Annotated in this window: 16 protein-coding genes; 10 read left to right on the top strand and 6 right to left on the bottom strand. The window is 43.5% G+C overall.

Translation table 11 applies throughout. From position 1 onward, the window contains the following. The first annotated feature begins 55 nt into the window (after nt 1-55). A complete protein-coding gene (locus ACHZC4_RS00770) occupies nt 56-493 on the top strand; it encodes a hypothetical protein (RefSeq protein ID WP_394751846.1) in 438 nt (145 codons plus the stop codon). 163 nt (nt 494-656) lie between these two features. Next, on the top strand, nt 657-2,063 hold the full coding sequence (locus ACHZC4_RS00765) for an amino acid permease (protein ID WP_394751845.1): 1,407 nt from the start codon (nt 657-659) through the stop codon (nt 2,061-2,063). A gap of 39 nt (nt 2,064-2,102) precedes the next feature. Here ACHZC4_RS00765 and ACHZC4_RS00760 read toward each other — a convergent pair whose 3' ends face one another. The 4 genes from ACHZC4_RS00760 to ACHZC4_RS00745 all read right to left on the bottom strand — a co-directional run bounded on the left by ACHZC4_RS00760 (nt 2,103) and on the right by ACHZC4_RS00745 (nt 5,185). Further along, nucleotides 2,103-3,338, bottom strand: coding sequence for a dicarboxylate/amino acid:cation symporter (locus ACHZC4_RS00760; RefSeq protein WP_394751844.1), 1,236 nt, complete (start codon nt 3,336-3,338; stop codon nt 2,103-2,105). An 83-nt stretch (nt 3,339-3,421) separates the two neighbouring features. Next, a complete protein-coding gene (locus ACHZC4_RS00755) occupies nt 3,422-4,015 on the bottom strand; it encodes a cold shock domain-containing protein (protein WP_394751843.1) in 594 nt (197 codons plus the stop codon). Between the two features lie 50 nt (nt 4,016-4,065). Further along, nucleotides 4,066-4,962 carry a (2E,6E)-farnesyl diphosphate synthase gene (gene ispA / locus ACHZC4_RS00750; protein ID WP_394751842.1) on the bottom strand — a complete coding sequence of 299 codons (897 nt, stop codon included), beginning with the start codon at nt 4,960-4,962 and terminating at the stop codon, nt 4,066-4,068. Then, entirely contained in the window at nt 4,955-5,185 is a 231-nt protein-coding gene (locus ACHZC4_RS00745; RefSeq protein WP_394751841.1) for an exodeoxyribonuclease VII small subunit, read from the bottom strand. The genes ispA and ACHZC4_RS00745 overlap by 8 nt, the downstream gene beginning before the upstream one ends. A 175-nt stretch (nt 5,186-5,360) precedes the next feature. On the opposite strand from ACHZC4_RS00745, the gene ACHZC4_RS00740 reads away from it, so the two are divergent. Beyond that, a complete protein-coding gene (locus ACHZC4_RS00740) occupies nt 5,361-5,594 on the top strand; it encodes a TraY domain-containing protein (RefSeq protein WP_394751840.1) in 234 nt (77 codons plus the stop codon). Here the strand turns inward: ACHZC4_RS00740 and ACHZC4_RS00735 are convergent. Then, complete coding sequence (locus ACHZC4_RS00735; RefSeq protein ID WP_394751839.1) at nt 5,570-6,001, bottom strand: secondary thiamine-phosphate synthase enzyme YjbQ; 432 nt, start codon at nt 5,999-6,001, stop codon at nt 5,570-5,572. The genes ACHZC4_RS00740 and ACHZC4_RS00735 overlap by 25 nt on opposite strands. Before the next feature lie 293 nt (nt 6,002-6,294). Here ACHZC4_RS00735 and ACHZC4_RS00730 point away from each other — a divergent pair, with 293 nt between their 5' ends. The 3 genes from ACHZC4_RS00730 (at nt 6,295) to ACHZC4_RS00720 (ending at nt 10,744) form a co-directional block, all read left to right on the top strand. Then, complete coding sequence (locus ACHZC4_RS00730) at nt 6,295-6,741, top strand: response regulator (RefSeq protein ID WP_394751838.1); 447 nt, start codon at nt 6,295-6,297, stop codon at nt 6,739-6,741. A 20-nt stretch (nt 6,742-6,761) separates the two neighbouring features. Continuing rightward, on the top strand, nt 6,762-9,017 hold the full coding sequence (locus ACHZC4_RS00725) for an ATP-binding protein (RefSeq protein ID WP_394751837.1): 2,256 nt from the start codon (nt 6,762-6,764) through the stop codon (nt 9,015-9,017). Nucleotides 9,018-9,151: 134 nt separating this feature from the next. Then, nucleotides 9,152-10,744 (top strand): MFS transporter, encoded by a 1,593-nt coding sequence (locus ACHZC4_RS00720; protein WP_394751836.1) that lies wholly within the window; start codon nt 9,152-9,154, stop codon nt 10,742-10,744. 149 nt (nt 10,745-10,893) lie between these two features. On the opposite strand, the gene ACHZC4_RS00715 is transcribed toward ACHZC4_RS00720, so the two are convergent. After that, the gene (locus ACHZC4_RS00715) at nt 10,894-11,940 is read right to left on the bottom strand and encodes a sterol desaturase family protein (RefSeq protein ID WP_394751835.1); all 1,047 of its coding nucleotides are present in this window, start codon (nt 11,938-11,940) and stop codon (nt 10,894-10,896) included. Between the two features lie 928 nt (nt 11,941-12,868). Between ACHZC4_RS00715 and ACHZC4_RS00710 the strand changes: the two genes are divergently transcribed. The 4 genes from ACHZC4_RS00710 to ACHZC4_RS00695 all read left to right on the top strand — a co-directional run bounded on the left by ACHZC4_RS00710 (nt 12,869) and on the right by ACHZC4_RS00695 (nt 16,499). After that, nucleotides 12,869-13,225, top strand: a complete 357-nt coding sequence (locus ACHZC4_RS00710; RefSeq protein ID WP_394751834.1) for a cupin domain-containing protein — start codon at nt 12,869-12,871, stop codon at nt 13,223-13,225. A 58-nt stretch (nt 13,226-13,283) separates the two neighbouring features. Then, nucleotides 13,284-13,853: an ANTAR domain-containing protein gene (locus ACHZC4_RS00705; RefSeq protein WP_394751833.1), complete on the top strand. Its 570-nt coding sequence runs from the start codon at nt 13,284-13,286 to the stop codon at nt 13,851-13,853. A gap of 10 nt (nt 13,854-13,863) precedes the next feature. Continuing rightward, on the top strand, nt 13,864-14,790 hold the full coding sequence (locus tag ACHZC4_RS00700) for a GAF domain-containing protein (RefSeq protein WP_394751832.1): 927 nt from the start codon (nt 13,864-13,866) through the stop codon (nt 14,788-14,790). 347 nt (nt 14,791-15,137) lie between these two features. After that, nucleotides 15,138-16,499, top strand: coding sequence for a CmpA/NrtA family ABC transporter substrate-binding protein (locus tag ACHZC4_RS00695; RefSeq protein ID WP_394751831.1), 1,362 nt, complete (start codon nt 15,138-15,140; stop codon nt 16,497-16,499). Nucleotides 16,500-16,566: the final 67 nt, after the last annotated feature.

The raw sequence follows: 16,566 nt of genomic DNA, 5'->3' as shown, positions 1-16,566 counted from the left end.
AGCATTGGTAAATTAGCAGGCAATCAACTATTATCGTATGAAATGAGCCGCCAAGATGACATCGATAACTTTTAGACAGATTATTTTTAGATTAAGCATTATGGGTGTGATCTTGGGTATTTTGATCAACACTTACGACGTGATATTCGGCTCGTTATTAGAAGCTTTGCACATCTTGTTCGAAGTTATTGAGGTTGTGCTCGATAAAGCTGTCGAAAGTATTTTTGAGACTGGCGTACATGAAACCCAAACCATCGTCTTTTATCTTCTCATTACAATTGGCCTTGGCATTTGTTATGGCTTATCGCACGTTATCTCAAGTCTTTACCATGCATTAATAGATACTTGCCAATCTTGCGTTAATACTTTCCGAGCAGGTAAAATCACTGCCGAACTCTATTGGCACGACATGCCGTTACTCCATAAAATCACTTGGATAGGAGGTTTAATGGCCTTTATTATCATCACCTTGATGTTTCTTGGCCTCATCTAAACCAAGCTCATGCCGCGTATCTTCGGGTAATCTTTTAAAATCACTTATCAACAAAATGATTTGAAGTGCGGCTTATTTGGCTTCTTTAAGTCTATGCTATACTCGATTCAACGCACGTTGAAACACTTGTATACCCCCACCTCCCTCCATCACGAGATGTTTTATGGCCCTGCAAATTTTTCGTACTAAGCCTATTAGTGCCCATGATAATGCCGACCAAACTCTCAATCGCTGTTTATCTGCGTGGGATCTGACTTTTTTGGGTATAGGCGCTATTATCGGCACAGGTATTTTCGTACTAACAGGCATTGCCGCCGCCACGCAATCCGGACCGGCCGTGGTGTTATCGTTTGTTATTGCAGGATTTGCTTGTGCGTTTGCAGCACTTTCTTATGCCGAATTATCTGCGGCCGTAGGTGGCTGTGGTAGTGCGTATGGCTACAGTTATGCGGCCTTTGGTGAGTTACTGGCTTTTATTATCGGCTGGGATTTGCTACTGGAATATGGTATTTCTGTAGCAGCAGTAGCCAATGGTTGGTCTGGCTATTTCAATAATGCATTGACCTCTATGGGCATACCGTTACCGGACATGCTGACTAAAGCCCCTAAGCTTGGAGGACTCATTAATCTACCCGCCTCGCTGATTATTTTAATTTTAATGATATTGCTGATTATTGGCGTTAAACAAAGCGCAAAAGCCAATAATGCGATGGTGATTGTTAAATTAATTACTATCAGCATTTTTATCGGTATTGCCGCGTTTAACGTGCATCCGGAAAACTGGCATCCGTTTATGCCGTTCGGCTGGTATCAAGTTTTACCCGATGGTAAAACTTCCGGCGTTTTAGCGGGAGCGTCGCTGGTATTTTTTGCTTACGTAGGCTTTGATGCGGTGTCTACCGCCGCCGAAGAAGCCAAAAACCCGCAACATGATTTACCTTTTGGAATCGTCGCTTCATTGTCTTTTTGTACCATTATTTATATTGTCGTTTCTGCCCTGCTAACCGGCGTTGTCCCCTACACTGATCTGAATGTATCATCCCCAGTAGCCCATGCTCTCAAGCTGATTGGCTTCAACTCGGCCTCAGCATTGATTTCAACCGGCGTTATAGCAGGGCTCACCACCGTTATGCTGGTACTTTATTACGGTTTAACACGCATTATTTTTGCCATGTCACGCGATGGTTTATTATCGCCATTTTTCAGCCGCGTTAATCCTAAAACCCAAACACCGGTACGCGTTATTGTGATATGTGGTGTGATTATGGCATTCGTAGCCGGTCTCATACCGCTGGGTGATTTGGCTGAGTTAGTGAACATTGGTACTTTGGCCGCTTTTGTATTGGTGTGCTTAGGTGTCATTGTATTGCGCATCACTAAACCAGACATGATAAGACCGTTTCGCTCACCCTACAGCCCGTTGTTTCCAGTACTTGGCATGCTATCATGCAGCGCGTTAATGGCATTTTTGCCCGCACTTACCTGGCTGCGTTTTGTAGTCTGGTTAGTTATTGGCTTGATCGTGTACTTTACCTATTCAATTCGTCATAGTAAGTTAGCTAAAAGCTGACTTATCTTGCTACTGAACCAAGTTAATCAATCTTAAACTTTAACGATCCGGCTTGGTAAGCTTTTGTACTACCAAACTACCGATCATATCGCCTTCAACATTCACTACAGTACGTACGGCATCCAGTAAACGGTCTATCGGTAATAAAATAGCGATAGCTTCTGCCGGTAAACCTACCGATTGCAAGACCATCACCATGGTTACCATACCTGCGCTGGGGATACCTGGCGCGCCAATGGCTGCTAACATGGCAGTAATACATACAATGGTTTGTTGCAGTAAATTTAGCTCTATGCCGGTCAGGTTGGCAATAAATAAAGCTGCAGCGGCTTCATACAATGCGGTGCCGTCCATATTAACTGTCGCACCTAGCGAAACCACAAACCCCGCTATATTTTTATCAACGTTTAAATGGGTTTCGGCACAGCGCAACGTAACTGGCAAAGTTGCGGAGCTGGAACTGGTGGCAAAAGCGGTAATTAAAGATTCTCTAGCGCCTTTAAAAAAGAATAACGGCGAGATGCGCGTGATAGCGTATAAAATCAAAGGCAACACGACAACACCGTGAAACAGCGTGGTACCGATAACCACCACAATAAATTTGGCGAGTGTGCTTAACAAGGCAATATTTTGCGTGGCGACCAATTTAGTCAGTAAGGCAAATATGCCAATCGGGGCGACTTTCATTATCCAGTTAACCATCAACATGATAATAGCTAGCAGCTCTTCGGTCATGTTTAAAATGGTCTGGGCTTTTTCTGCCATGACTATCAGTGCAATACCCAAAAATAAAGCAAAAATCACTACGGCTAAAATATCACCATGCACCATAGCCGCTAAGGGATTGATAAACAGGCTGTGAAAAAAATGCGTGGCAAATTGTGGTACGGTTAAACTCTGGGCGTTAAATTTTTGTAGTTCATTATCAAACAAATGAATATCAATATCAGCGCCCAAATGGAACAGATTGGATACACTTAAACCCAGCACTACCGCTAAAGATGAGGTAAACAGAAAAAAAACCAGAGTAGTTTTCCATACTTGTTGCATATTGCTGTGGTGTCTAAGATGCGCCACACCCACAGTAATTGAAGTAAATACCAAGGGAATCAAGATCATTTTTAATAAATCGACAAAGGTATTGCCGACAATTTCGCAGACAAAAATGGCTTTTTTGTAAACGGCAGCATCGATGCCAAGCTGTTGCAATGCCAGACCGCAAATAAGGCTGGCAATAACTGCGCTGAAGATTTGAACATTCAATGAAAATCTCATGGTAATGCCTAGTAATTGTTGGGCTTCCTAACGTCAGCACCAACCTACAAACAAGCAATTATAGGAGGAGCGAAACCGATAAATCAAAATTGTTGTTCACAAGGTTCGCCGTCACCATCGCCATCCATCTTAGTTCCAGGACAATTATCCAGGTAAAACTTTGCCTCTTCATAAGATGACATTTGCGTACACCATACTTTGCCTTGGCATTGAAAGTGTGTTGTTTGATTTATCGATTGAGACTCAGCCATAAGTTTTTCAGCTTGGACAGTAGGAATTTTTTCTTGAAAGACCTTGTCATAAACAAAAACCGCCCCGCCAATTGCAACGAGAATAGGTAACAGATAAAAGCTGTTTTTTGCTTTACTGACTTTCGTCGTTTGATTTCTGTAGGGTTTTTCTGTTGCCTGAGATAATGAAGCTGTTTGGCGTTTCTGCTCCAGAGCGGTTAGCTTAAGTATCTGAGTCACGCCTTCAATTTTAGCATTTACAGCACGGCTCTTACCGTTAGCGTCAACTTCCATCAGATAGTGAATAATGTCACCAACAACAGGTTTACGGCTCATGCCTTTCAGCGCCGAAATATGGAGAAATATTTCGGCTTTGCCATCTTCCGGTTTTATAAAGCCAAAGCCTTTATCATCAATCCAGCGTACCAACCTCCCTTTCTCAATCATCGTACATTACCTTATCTAAGGACTATTAATCTTCGGCTTTTGATCCATTATTAATGATTACGCTGAATAATATACAGCGACAACTCCCGTAATAAATCCGCTTCTGCGCCAAAAATACTCAGGCTATCAATAGCTTTTTCGTGTAATTCCTGCGCTTTTTGCTTTGCACCCGCTAAGCCTAATAAAGCAGGGTAAGTAGGTTTGTTGTTATCTTTGTCTTTGCCCTGCGTTTTACCCAGCGTAGTGGTATCGCTTTCTTCATCCAGAATGTCATCTTTAACCTGAAAAGACAGGCCGATACATTTGGCGTAATGGTCCAGCTTAGTAGCCATATTAGGGTCGATATCGGCTTTAGTCAATGTGGCTAGATTAACGCTGGCACGGATCAACGCACCGGTTTTATGGATGTGCATATTTTCCAGCTCAGGCAAGTTAAGTTGTCTGCCTACCGATTCCAAATCAATTGCCTGACCGCCTACCATACCTTGAGAACCGCTGGCTTTAGCTAATAAGGTAATCATTTTTAAACGCGCTTCCGGAGATGCGTTAATTGAGCTGTCATGAGCTAATATTTCAAAGGCCAAAGCCTGCAAACCATCGCCCGCTAAAATAGCCGTGGCTTCATCATACGCTTTATGACAGGTCGGTTTGCCGCGCCTTAAATCATCATCATCCATTGCCGGAAGGTCATCATGGATTAACGAATAAACATGAATAAACTCCACTGCACACGCTGCGCCATCTAAGGCTTCTGGACTGATACCTAAGGTTTTGCCGGTGCAATAGGTTAATAAAGGCCGCATGCGCTTGCCACCATTTAATACACTGTATTGCATAGCCTCATGCAGTTTTTGCGGCAGTATGTTGCTACTAGGCAACCGTGCTTTTAAAGCGGTTTCAACGCGATTTTGGCAAATGGTTAGGTACTGTTGTAACGCGTTATTCATCAGGGTAAGGTTCCAGGGTGGGCGTGCCATTTTTTGTGATTAGAATTTGTATTTTTTGTTCTGCATCCTGCAAGGCTTTTTGGCACTCACGGGTCAAGGTGACCCCGCGCTCAAAAGATTTTAACGAATCTTCCAGGGAGATATTGTCTTGTTCTAGCAAGCTAACCAATTGCTCCAGTTCTGCGAGCGACTCTTCAAAGCTTGGGATCTTTTTTTTGGACATTGGTGAAAATGTTATTTTAATGACACAAAATGTAAACGAGTGCGCTAATTATATCTGAAATTTATTAGTCAGTGATGCAGTCGTGTATAAGCTTGACTATACTTCATGCTAAGCAAAGGAGTTGCGATGCCCCTGATGCTTACACAATACTTACCTAACCACAGAGGCTTTTTTTATGGCTATCTCTATCCAACTCCCTATTGACGTTGAAGCTAAGCTGGAGTATTTATCAATGCTCACCGGTCGCAGCAAGGCTTTTTATGTAACCGAAGCTATCCTGGAACATTTAGACGACCTTGAAGATTTGTATCTTGCAGAACACGAGCTTGATGCGCTTCGCGACGGCGTATCCATACCTATTCCCCATATTAAAATGATGAAACATTATTCTGATATGAGCCGTCCCTGAAGCGTAGCCAGTAGACTTCTTTGTCCGCCGTGATTTCGATGCTCACATAAGTAAATGCCTTGCCAGATGCCCAGATTAAATTTGCCGTTTGTAATAGGAATCGTGACGCTTGACCCTAACAGACAATTTTTAATGTGTGCAGGCATGTCGTCATCACCTTCATAATCATGGCGGTAATAAGGCGCTCTTTCCGGCACAAAAGTATTAAAGTGGCTTTCTAAATCTTGCCTTACGGTAGGATCGGCATTTTCGTTAATGGTTAAAGACGCCGAAGTATGCTTAATAAATAACACCAGCAAGCCACATTCAATGCGGGTAAGTGTAGGCAAAGCACTGATAATTTCGGAGGTTATCAAATGAAACCCACGTTTTTTAGCCGCTAATAAAATCTCTTGTTGTATCCACATTAAATATTTAACCCGTTAATAATAAAAAAGCAGCGATGATTTTTAAGCCATAAATTCCAGCTTTGTCGAAATTTTCTCGTCTTGAATAAATAGGCTTTTGAGGATTAATGCCTTGGCCTCAATCGGCTGTAAGTTTTACAGGTATATCGAATAATCTGAAAACTGGTAACACTTATTTATCAATGTATTGACGATGACAAGGGTGATCGATAACATACCGGCCAAATCTGTTTTTAATAATTTAATTCTTTTAAAAATAGCAATGGCAGTCCTTTTATTTTTAGAGTTTTTTAATGACTATTTCCCTTTATACCCACCAAGTTCTAATCGTCGAAGATTCCGATGAAGATTTCGATACCGCTTTAAATGCGCTGCGTAAAACCGGGCTAAGGCACAAAGTTCACCGTGCCATTACCGGCGATGAATGCTTAATATTATTACGAGGCACTTCTAAAAGTCCTGCCATAAATCCGGACTTTATTCTCATGGACGTTAGTTTGCCCGGTTTAGATGGCCGTCAAACCTTAAACGAGATAAAAACAGACAGTGCTTTAAAGCATATTGCCATCGTCATGTTTTCTACCTCCTCCAACCAAGCTGATATAAAGTTGTGTTACGAATTTGGCGCCAACGCTTACCATCTTAAGCCGTTTTTATATCCAGAACATATATCCATTCTGGAGAAAATATTCAACTATTGGCTATCCAACGTACAGCTTCTCAATAAAAAATACCTCTAGATTAAACCCAAGGTAGCGCTATGGAATCCACTAACATTCAGACTTTTTCTAATGCCAACGGCACGCAAACCTGGAAAGACACTGTCACAGTATCTAATTGTGATCGAGAACAGGTACAGTTTTCAGGAGCCATTATGCCACATGGGGTCATGCTGATATTAGCAGCTGATGACTATAGTATTATAGGAGCCAGTGCCAATGCGGCTGCATGGGTTGGCGGCAAACTTGAGAGCTTGTGGGGTAAAAATCTCGACCGTGTTGTAAATGCAGACATTAAGCGCAGCATTGAAACCGGCTTAACGGGCATCACTGATTCCCGTCCGCCCCGATATGTGGGATGCTTCCCTACCTTATTTAGCGAGGAAAAGTTCGATGTGCTTGTGCACCGGTCCGCCGATGTCTTTGTAATTGAATTTGAAGGGCTGCCTGCCGAAACCACACACGTTTCACCTACCGAAAGGCTTTCCGAAATAACCGACGGAATCGCTGCACTTCGGGCTGCCGAAACCTGGCAGGAAGGCATGGCTATTGCCGTGCGCGAGTTAAAACGCATGACTGGCTGTGGTTCGGTAATCGGCGCTTATTTTCTTGCCGACGGTTCTGGACACGCTATAGCCGAAGCCTGTGACGCAGGTTTTCCTCCGTTTTTTGACAAGCACTTTCCACGCTCGGATATACCGGAACCGGGACGTCGACAAATGCTGCTAATGCCCATACAGTATGCACCGGAACATATTTACGATCCGATACCGGTAATCATGGCCACTGGTACTGAGCAAAATGCCCAACCCATTGACCTTAGCTTTTCCGTATTGCGCAGTATGTCGCGGATGTGCAGCCAATATTATCTCAATATAAACGCCCGTTCACGTCTGCTGTTATCGCTGGTTAACCAGGGCAAACTGTGGGGATTTTTCAGTTGCATGGGTGCTACGCCAAGACGCATGTGCTATTCAGACCGGCTGGCATATCAAACTTTTGCCGAAACGGCAACGCTGTTATTTGTGGAAAAAGCCAAAGCCGCGCAAGATAAAGCCGCCCTAACTGCCAAACGCCAGATTATTGAAATAACCTCTGAGCTGTCTTCCAGTACTTTAGACGCGCTGCCCACAAAACTGTTAAATACTCTGGATATTACCGGTGCAGCGCTGTGTGTGGATAATCGTATTATGTGCTCAGGCATTACACCGCCGGAAGCCTTCATTAAAACCCTAATGACGTGGCTAGATCAACAAGGTGATATTTTTGTAACCGAGCAACTGCCGAGTGTTTTTGAATCAGCTAGCGCATTTCCTGATCAAGCGACAGGCTTAATAGCTGCACGCCTTAGGGAGCCAGAGCAATATATCTTGGGCTTTCGGCCTGAGTGGCCGCATGAAATTAATTGGGCAGGTGATCCGCGCAAACCTGTTGAAGTTAACGCCATAAATGGCGAAGAACGTTTGACGCCACGCGTCTCTTTTGAGCTTTGGAAAGAATCCGTGCAAGGTAAAGCAAGGCCTTGGCAAGGCCATGAGGCAGAAGCCATAACTGATTTACAACGTGCGCTAATTTTATTGCAATTGTTGGGAAAGCAGAAAGCACTGGCGTTAAGCCTGGAAAAAAGTAACAGTGAACTTGAAGCTTTTGCCTATATTGTCTCTCACGATTTGCAGGAACCTTTGCGTGGTATTCTTAAGTCCTCTTATATTTTGCGCGAAACTGCCCACGACAAATTAGACGAGCCGGAAGTTAAAAAACTCGACACTATTGTTAAGTCCAGCACCCGCATGTCTGATCTGATTCAAGCGGTACTGCATTATTCACGCGCTGATAAGCAAGCCTTAGAAATGCAAAACGTGGATCTTAATAGCCTTGTGGAATCAGTGCTGGATGAATTATCCAACCGCATTACCGAATCAGGCGCACAGGTTAATATCTTAAAGCCATTGCCTCATGTGATATGCGATCCGGTAGCTACTGGCGCAGTTTTTCACAACCTGATTGTCAACGCTATCAAGTACAACGACAAACACCAAAAACAGATTGAAATCGGACATATTGAAAACTCGCCTCCTTCTGTTTTCGTTAAGGACAATGGCATTGGCATACCGGAAAGCCATCAAGAAAGCGTATTTGGTATTTTCCGGCGCTTACATGCCGCTGATGCTTACGGCCGTGGCACGGGAGCCGGGCTAACCATTGCCCGCAAGCACATTGAACGGCAAGGTGGCCAACTGTCTTTGCAATCCACACCTGGCGAGGGTTCCACTTTCTTTTTTACTTTTGGGGAATGATTGTAGGCGCTAAAGGAACTTCAAGCACTGAACAAGCTCCTTATCAGAAAATAGTAATCGCTATTTAAGCTTAATAACACAGGTCAACACAGTTTGGCCTCCCAAAGCTGATCTTGATTTAAGCACAGGTGCGTATGAAAACCAGGGAATCAGCACTCACACCTTTTAAATACGGCGCATTTAGACTATTTTGGTTGGCCGCTTTTATTTCCAATACCGGCACCTGGATGAATTCTGTTGCCGCCAGCTGGCTAATGGCCGATTTAAAAACCTCGCCACTTATGGTGGCGTTGGTGCAATCGTCTACCACTTTGCCGTTTTTTCTACTCGCTTTACCAGCTGGAGCCTTGGCAGATATTATTGACCGTCGCAAACTCATTGTTACTGCTAATGCATTAATGATGCTGGCGGGAGCTACATTTGCACTCATGGTGTTTAAAAAGGACGTTTCACCGCTCAGTTTGCTGTGCTACACCTTTTTAATGGGTGCAGGCGCAGCGTTCAGTGCCCCCGCCTGGCAATCTTTAATTCCTGGCACCGTGTCTAAAATACATCTCTCCCAAGCCATAGCACTGGGTAGTATTAATATTAATCTTAGCCGAGCCATAGGCCCTGCCATAGCCGGAATATTGGTAACCCGTTATGGTTTGGCGGTTCCATTTGCTGCCAATGCATTGAGTTTTATTGCCATTATTCTGGCTATGTTTTTTTGGAAGCAGATGCTAAAAACTGCTGACTCCTCTATTCCCCCCGAAAAAGTGTGGCGTGCAATGCGCACCGGCATCCGTTACTCCTTATTTAGTAAACCTTTGCAAGCCAGCATGTTGCATGCGTTTGGTTTTATGTTTTTTGCCAATGCTTTCTGGGGATTAATTCCGCTTATTGTTAAAACCAATTTGCAGGGGGATGCTAACTTTTTTGGCTTTTTAATGACAGCCATAGGGGTAGGAGGTGCGTGGACTGGCTTTAGTCTGCCAACCTTCAAACGCTGGCTTACCGTTAATACGCTAGTCATGATAGGTTCTTTTGGGCTTGCGGTAATCAGCGCTTATTTCGCTATAGCCACTTCCCAAGGCTACGCTTTATTGGCGGGCTTTATGCTAGGGATTTGCTGGGTGCTAGTGTTATCGAGTGTCAATGTATCAGCACAACAATCATTGCCAGATTGGGTAAGGGCCAGAGGACTTTCGGTTTTTTTGATGGTTTTTTTTCTGGGTATTAGCCTGGGCTCTGCGTTTTGGGGCTGGCTGGCTAATGTTTATTCTGTTAATTATGCCCTGAATATTGCAGCCTTAGGCGGGGCAATATTTATGCTGCTCACATGGAGGGTAAAGCTTCAACAGGGCAGTGAAATGGATTTTACCCCATCATTACACTGGCCCGCTCCCCATCCCACTGAAAGCATTGAATTTGATCAAGGCCCAGTAATGGTGACCATTTGTTACCAGATTAACCCACAGGACAAACAGACTTTTTTAAAACTTGCGCACCAACTCAAGGCTATGCGTATGCGCCATGGCGTGTACCGTTGGGGGATTTTTGAAAATACCGAAAATCTGGGCCACTATCTTGAATACTTTATGGAAGACAGCTGGGCAGAACACTTGCGCCATCATGCACGTACACCTAATGAAGATAAAATTCTGCAAGATCAGGTGTTAACTTTTCACCAAGGCGACGCACCGCCCAAGGTCACTCACTATATTGCTGCTGAGATGCCGCTATAACGTTATCTTCGTAAACCGTTCCCTGTTTAAAAGACAATGAAACTTACAGCGTTTTCAGTATTGATTAGTTGTATTCGATGGAATACAAACCTAGGTTTGCACTCCGCTGCTAATAATTAATGTTATTCACCTGAATGAAAACGCTGTAATTAAATCTGTTTAAATAGCTGCGGAAAATTCCGGGCTCTTCTATTTGCATTGGGTTTATTACCGCAAATTTTAGCAATAATCTCCTTTTTAGCTTCCAGCCAGTCATTTATATCATTACCTGGATTAAAGCCACGCTTTTCAGCTTTGTAATAAGCCGCTTCTGCAATCATGTGTTCCAGTACCGTCGGTGGAATGTCAATTAATGCAGATAATGATGGCACTGGATTTGCGACAGGATTTGCAATGGTCAATCCCGCTTTAATCAAGCCCAGGATATCTTGTGGCACATAAGCTTTAATGCCCACAGCAACAGGGCTAACTTCGGTATACGTGCCCAACAGTCGATCCCATACTGACAAGACCGCACCATAGTTATTGTCATGTTCATTACGCAGCATTGAGTGATGCGCCCTGTGTAAGTAAGGCATAATAATCAATTTACCCAGCCATACTTCTGCCTTAAAGCTGATATTGGTGTGATGAAACAAAATGCACACGGTGGTAATAGCCTCGCTAGCCAGTACTATCTTTTCTTCTATACCTAACACCGCAATACAAAGCGCCTTGAGACTGTTGGTTAATAATACCTCTATAAAATGTACCCGAAACGCTGTAGTTACGTTTAATGCCGCGTCGCTGTGATGCACCTTGTGAAACATCCAAAAGCAATCATAGCTGTGACATACCCTGTGCCAGGCATACAGCAGTAAATCCAATGCCAGCAAAGACAGCAATACTTTTAAGACAGGGCTGGATAAGTGGCTGAGTAAGCCCCGGTCAGCATAATGTTGCGCCAGTACAAACAACGCACTGATAGACAACAGTGACATCAACACGTTGTTAAACAAAAACAGCCCCATATTGGTGAGATAAGACTGCTTTAGATTTTTCTTGCTCAGTTTTTCGCGTGGGGCATGTAATTCAGCCGATATCAACACACCTAAAGAAGCTAGCAGCAAAAGTGCCACCCAAGTTTCAGGTAACAAGCTCGGCCATCTTATGTGAAAGTCAAATATGGCTATTAAAGATAAATAATCGCTTAACATGATCTTGTCCTCATAAATAGTCTGATTATTTGGATTACATCAAAGCTTACGCTGTAAATATGACCATTTGATGAAATCCTGTTAAAAGTAGTCAAGCTACATAACCAGCCCTTCAATACATCTTGACCGTATGAGACTTTTTTGTCTCATACTTACATTTATACTCAAGCAATAATAAGGCCAATTTCAATTTAACATTCAATAAAAATCCTATCTAATTATTTATAAAGTCTTTTTTATCATGTGATTTTTTGAAAAAATTATTAACAATGCCGGATTTTTAAAATCACGGCATTTCATTGTGCAAAGACGCTTTAAATCAGTGCGAACTTATAAGTGCTATCTGGATTAACACAATGTAATTCTAAAAAACACCGATTTGGTGCATTCTAAAAACAGCTATGCACAAAATTAATGCGGCACAGTTCTTTACCCCAATGTACTGCCTGCTGTTGAAATTACCGTAAGCCATTATTAAAACTAACAATATTCTATAATACCGACCAAAAATTATAATTTGGCATTATATTTGCTTAATTAATTTTAAAGGGTTTCCTGTTTGACTTATTGAAGTTTTAGCTCTCCAGATAGACAAGATGCCGATGTGATGCAAGGACGCATCTTTTTTAACGGAACTGGATAAGCTAAACCCATGTTATCCGCTATTTTTTGCTTGAAGTTGTACCTCTCCTGTGAAGACTGGATGTCGATGTGATGCAAGGACGCATCTTTTTTTAACGGGACTGGATAAGCTGAACGCACGCTATTCGCCATTTTTGCTTGAAGTTGTACCTCTCCTGTGAAGACTGGATGTCGATGTGATGCAAGGACGCATCTTTTTTTACCGGCAAAAACGCAGGCAATGTATCAACTCTTTGGAACAACCCACCAGCACCGATAATATTACTCAAACCCAGGACGCTTGTTTATGACTATCGAATCAAGAATATTCTCAGTTGCTGACTACATTCAGCCCTCGGAAAACCAACCTATTCGATCAGTTGTACTGCAAACTCCAGAGTCAGTGATTGTGGTATGGCATGTGCAGCCAAGCCAAGAAATTTCGCCTCATATTCATCCACATGGCCAGGACACCTGGACAGTTTTATCGGGCACAGCTGAATATTTTTTAGGTAATGGCCTTGTACGCACTATCAAAACTCATGATATTGCCGTCGCCAAACCTAACCAAGTACATGGCGCAAAAAATACCGGTTTGGAGGCTTTTGTATTTGTCTCGGTGGTTGCATCCGGCAGCGCCGGTTATGCCTTGTCCGAAAAATAAAACGAAGCCAGTAAAACAACAATACATAAACACACAGCCCTAACGATAAATCAGGCATATGCAAAATGTTTTATTAGTTGAAAACAACGTAAATAGTGTTTTACTAGAAAAAGCACTTAACAAATGCAACTTTGATTTTCTAAAAATGCAGAGCGGCTCTGCATTTTTAACGCTCGCCAAGGAGTGCCGACCTGATCTCATTATTTTTAATCTCGATACTCCCTCAGACCCACTGATTACCGACCTACATGCTTTAAATCAAGATAGCCCCCTGCCCGTCATTATGTTCGCCAACAATTGCTGTAACGAAACCATCAACAAAGTTGTAAAAGCCGAAGTCAGCGTCTTGATCATCGATGGCTTAACCGGTGTACGCATTAACAGCATCATTCAGGTTGCTATCGCAAAGTTTAACCAAAGACAATTGCTAAAAGAGGCTTTAGACGAAGCCCGTAGCCAACTTGAAGATCGAAAACTGATAGACCGCGCCAAAGCAATTTTGATGAGAACCCAAAATTTTACCGAAGGCGTCGCCTACCACACGCTCAGAAAACTGGCAATGGATCGCAACATTACCTTGGGCGAAATGGCCAGGAATATCATCGCTATGGCTGAATTACTTAAATAAAAAACACTCCATGAAAACATTTATTAAAGTCATTGAAATATGGATACCGAACAAAGAACGCACACACTTGGAATTTGGCTCCGGCTTATATGGCGCACTGACCGATTTTAAAAATGCCAGTGAACAACACTATTTTGCCTACAACGAAGGCTTACCGGGTAAAGCATGGGCTGCTGGCCACCCTATTGTGCTGAGAAGCTTTGAGCATTCCTACTTTAAACGCACTACTGCCGCGCAGCTGGCAGGCCTGACCTGCGGCATTGCACTGCCCATTTTTTCTGGTGATTTTTTGTTGGCGGTGGTGGTGTTTTTATGCGGTGATGATGAAGCACATGCGGGAGCCATTGAAGTCTGGCGCAATAGCCTTGCAACCCAGGATACCTTGCAGGTCATGAATGGTTATTACGGATCGCTGGACTATTTTGAAAACATGTCCAAACTGGTCAATATGTCAAAAGGCAAAGGCCTACCGGGTCTGGCCTGGCAAACGGGACTACCGGTTTTAATGGAAGATATTGGCCAGATGGAGGAATTTATCCGCGCCAGCGATGCACAACTGGCCGGTATTACTACGGGTTTGAGTATTCCTGTTTGCACCAACAAGGGACGCAGTTATGTGATGACATTTTTATCCGCCAAAGCGACCCCCATTGCCAAGCGCATTCAAATATGGATTCCAGATCAGGAGAATAAGCAACTAGTTTGCCAGCACGGTTACAGTAAAACCAGCAATAATCTAGCAGAAATATTTGAAACCATTACCGTTAATAAAGGCATGGGCGCTTTAGGTCGAGTGTGGCTGACCGGTATGCCTATGATTACCGGAAATCTGCACGAGTCTGAATACAATCCTGAATTGGATAACTTAAGCAGCATGCTGGCTATTCCTGTTATCGAGCAAGGGCATTTAAAAGCCATTGTCACGTTTTTATTTTAACGCCGCGTTCACTATTTTGGTGCAAAAATCCACCCGCTTGCACTCTAGTCGAGCAAAATTTAAGTTGTGACTTGTGAACAGATTCACACACCCCATATCAAACCCACTGCGACAACACTTATAACCAATTGTAATAACAAACAAAAATAAAATAATAAATGCAAAAATAAAATTTGGCATAACTTATGCTTTATTTATTACAGAGGCTCTAACGATGGAGGCTCCCGCTAAGCTAACAGCTGAGCAATCTGACAAAGGCGTCACATAACAGCTGGTGTTGCTATCAACACGGCCTGTTTAGAGACGCTTTTTTTTGTTCAAAAATTCTGATACAGGACACGTTATTTATGAATCAACCTAAAAAACCCACATTGACCAGTCTGGTCAGAGCCATCTCAGCTGCGGCACTTATTTCATCATTGACGTTTACATCTTATGTCGGTGCTGCTGAAAAACTGGAAAAAGAAAGCCTGAAACTGGGTTTCATCAAACTTACCGACATGGCGCCTCTTGCGGTGGCTTTTGAAAAAGGTTTTTTTGATGATGAAGGTTTATCAGTGCAGCTAGAAGCACAGGCTAACTGGAAAGTATTGCTAGACCGCGTAGTCAGTGGTGAATTGGACGGCGCTCACATGCTGGCACCCTTACCACTAGGCGCGGCTATCGGCTACGGCACTAAAGCCGATATCGTCAGTGCTTTTAATATGACACTAAACGGCGATGCCATCACGGTATCCAATGATGTCTGGAAACAAATGAAACCGCAAATACCACTGGAAGGCGGTAAACCAGTACATCCCATTAAAGCCGATACTCTAAAACCGGTAATAGAAAAATACAAGGCGGCGGGCAAACCCTTCAATATGGGTATGACGTTTCCGGTGGGTACGCACAATTTAAAGCTGCGTTACTGGCTGGCAGCGGGTGGCATTAATCCTGGGCTTTATGAGACTGGCGACACTTCTGGTCAAAAAGGTGCGGATGTACTGCTATCAGTCACACCGCCGCCACAAATGCCCGCTACCATGGATTCGGGCACGATTGCTGGCTATTGCGTAGGTGAACCCTGGAACCAGCAGGCGGTATTTAAAGGCATCGGTGTTCCTGTGATCAGCGATTATGAAATGATGAAAAACAGTGCGGAAAAAATCTTTGGCGTTACCAAAGCCTTTGCCGAAAAGAACCCAAAAACCCATATTGCTATTGTTAAAGCGCTGATTCGTGCCTCGTTGTGGCTGGATGCCGAGGGCAATAAAAACCGCAATGAAGCGGTTGAGATGTTGTCGCAAAAACAATACGTCGGTGCGGATGCCGACGTGCTTGCCAACAGCATGAACGGCACGTTTGAGTACGAAAAAGGCGATAAACGTCCGCTACCCGATTTCAACGTCTTTGCCCGTTACAACGGCTCTTATCCTTACTACAGCGATGCTATCTGGTTCCTGACGCAAATGCGCCGCTGGGGCATGGTCAGTGAAGCCAAGCCAGACTCTTGGTACATGGACATTGCCAAACAAGTGTATAAACCCGATGTGTTTATGGCTGCTGCTAAAGCCTTGGTCGCTGAAGGCAAAGCCAAAGCCAGTGATTTCCCAGCCGACGGCGACAGTGGCATTAAACCCCCCAGTGCTGATTTTATCGACGGCATCAGCTATGACGCAACCAAACCGAATGACTACCTGAAACAGTTTGCTATTGGTTTGAAATAGCTCGGTAAATGTAAACAACAAAAGATTGGTCCCTCATGAGCAAAGAAGCTCTTATGGTGCAAGGATG

The organism is Crenothrix sp. (assembly GCF_043729335.1).
GTDB lineage: Bacteria > Pseudomonadota > Gammaproteobacteria > Methylococcales > Methylomonadaceae > Crenothrix.
This window is presented reverse-complemented; position numbering and strand designations above follow the sequence as displayed.

What these genes read in the sequence shown, in the direction of transcription:
- ACHZC4_RS00720 (WP_394751836.1), top strand. Translation starts at nt 9,152, where the DNA reads ATGAAAACCAGGGAATCAGCACTCACACCTTTTAAATACGGCGCATTT.
- ACHZC4_RS00730 (WP_394751838.1), top strand. Translation starts at nt 6,295, where the DNA reads ATGACTATTTCCCTTTATACCCACCAAGTTCTAATCGTCGAAGATTCC.
- ispA (WP_394751842.1), bottom strand. Translation starts at nt 4,962, where the DNA reads ATGAATAACGCGTTACAACAGTACCTAACCATTTGCCAAAATCGCGTT.
- ACHZC4_RS00695 (WP_394751831.1), top strand. Translation starts at nt 15,138, where the DNA reads ATGAATCAACCTAAAAAACCCACATTGACCAGTCTGGTCAGAGCCATC.
- ACHZC4_RS00765 (WP_394751845.1), top strand. Translation starts at nt 657, where the DNA reads ATGGCCCTGCAAATTTTTCGTACTAAGCCTATTAGTGCCCATGATAAT.
- ACHZC4_RS00705 (WP_394751833.1), top strand. Translation starts at nt 13,284, where the DNA reads ATGCAAAATGTTTTATTAGTTGAAAACAACGTAAATAGTGTTTTACTA.
- ACHZC4_RS00715 (WP_394751835.1), bottom strand. Translation starts at nt 11,940, where the DNA reads ATGTTAAGCGATTATTTATCTTTAATAGCCATATTTGACTTTCACATA.
- ACHZC4_RS00725 (WP_394751837.1), top strand. Translation starts at nt 6,762, where the DNA reads ATGGAATCCACTAACATTCAGACTTTTTCTAATGCCAACGGCACGCAA.
- ACHZC4_RS00740 (WP_394751840.1), top strand. Translation starts at nt 5,361, where the DNA reads ATGGCTATCTCTATCCAACTCCCTATTGACGTTGAAGCTAAGCTGGAG.
- ACHZC4_RS00735 (WP_394751839.1), bottom strand. Translation starts at nt 6,001, where the DNA reads ATGTGGATACAACAAGAGATTTTATTAGCGGCTAAAAAACGTGGGTTT.
- ACHZC4_RS00755 (WP_394751843.1), bottom strand. Translation starts at nt 4,015, where the DNA reads ATGATTGAGAAAGGGAGGTTGGTACGCTGGATTGATGATAAAGGCTTT.
- ACHZC4_RS00700 (WP_394751832.1), top strand. Translation starts at nt 13,864, where the DNA reads ATGAAAACATTTATTAAAGTCATTGAAATATGGATACCGAACAAAGAA.
- ACHZC4_RS00710 (WP_394751834.1), top strand. Translation starts at nt 12,869, where the DNA reads ATGACTATCGAATCAAGAATATTCTCAGTTGCTGACTACATTCAGCCC.
- ACHZC4_RS00770 (WP_394751846.1), top strand. Translation starts at nt 56, where the DNA reads ATGACATCGATAACTTTTAGACAGATTATTTTTAGATTAAGCATTATG.
- ACHZC4_RS00745 (WP_394751841.1), bottom strand. Translation starts at nt 5,185, where the DNA reads ATGTCCAAAAAAAAGATCCCAAGCTTTGAAGAGTCGCTCGCAGAACTG.
- ACHZC4_RS00760 (WP_394751844.1), bottom strand. Translation starts at nt 3,338, where the DNA reads ATGAGATTTTCATTGAATGTTCAAATCTTCAGCGCAGTTATTGCCAGC.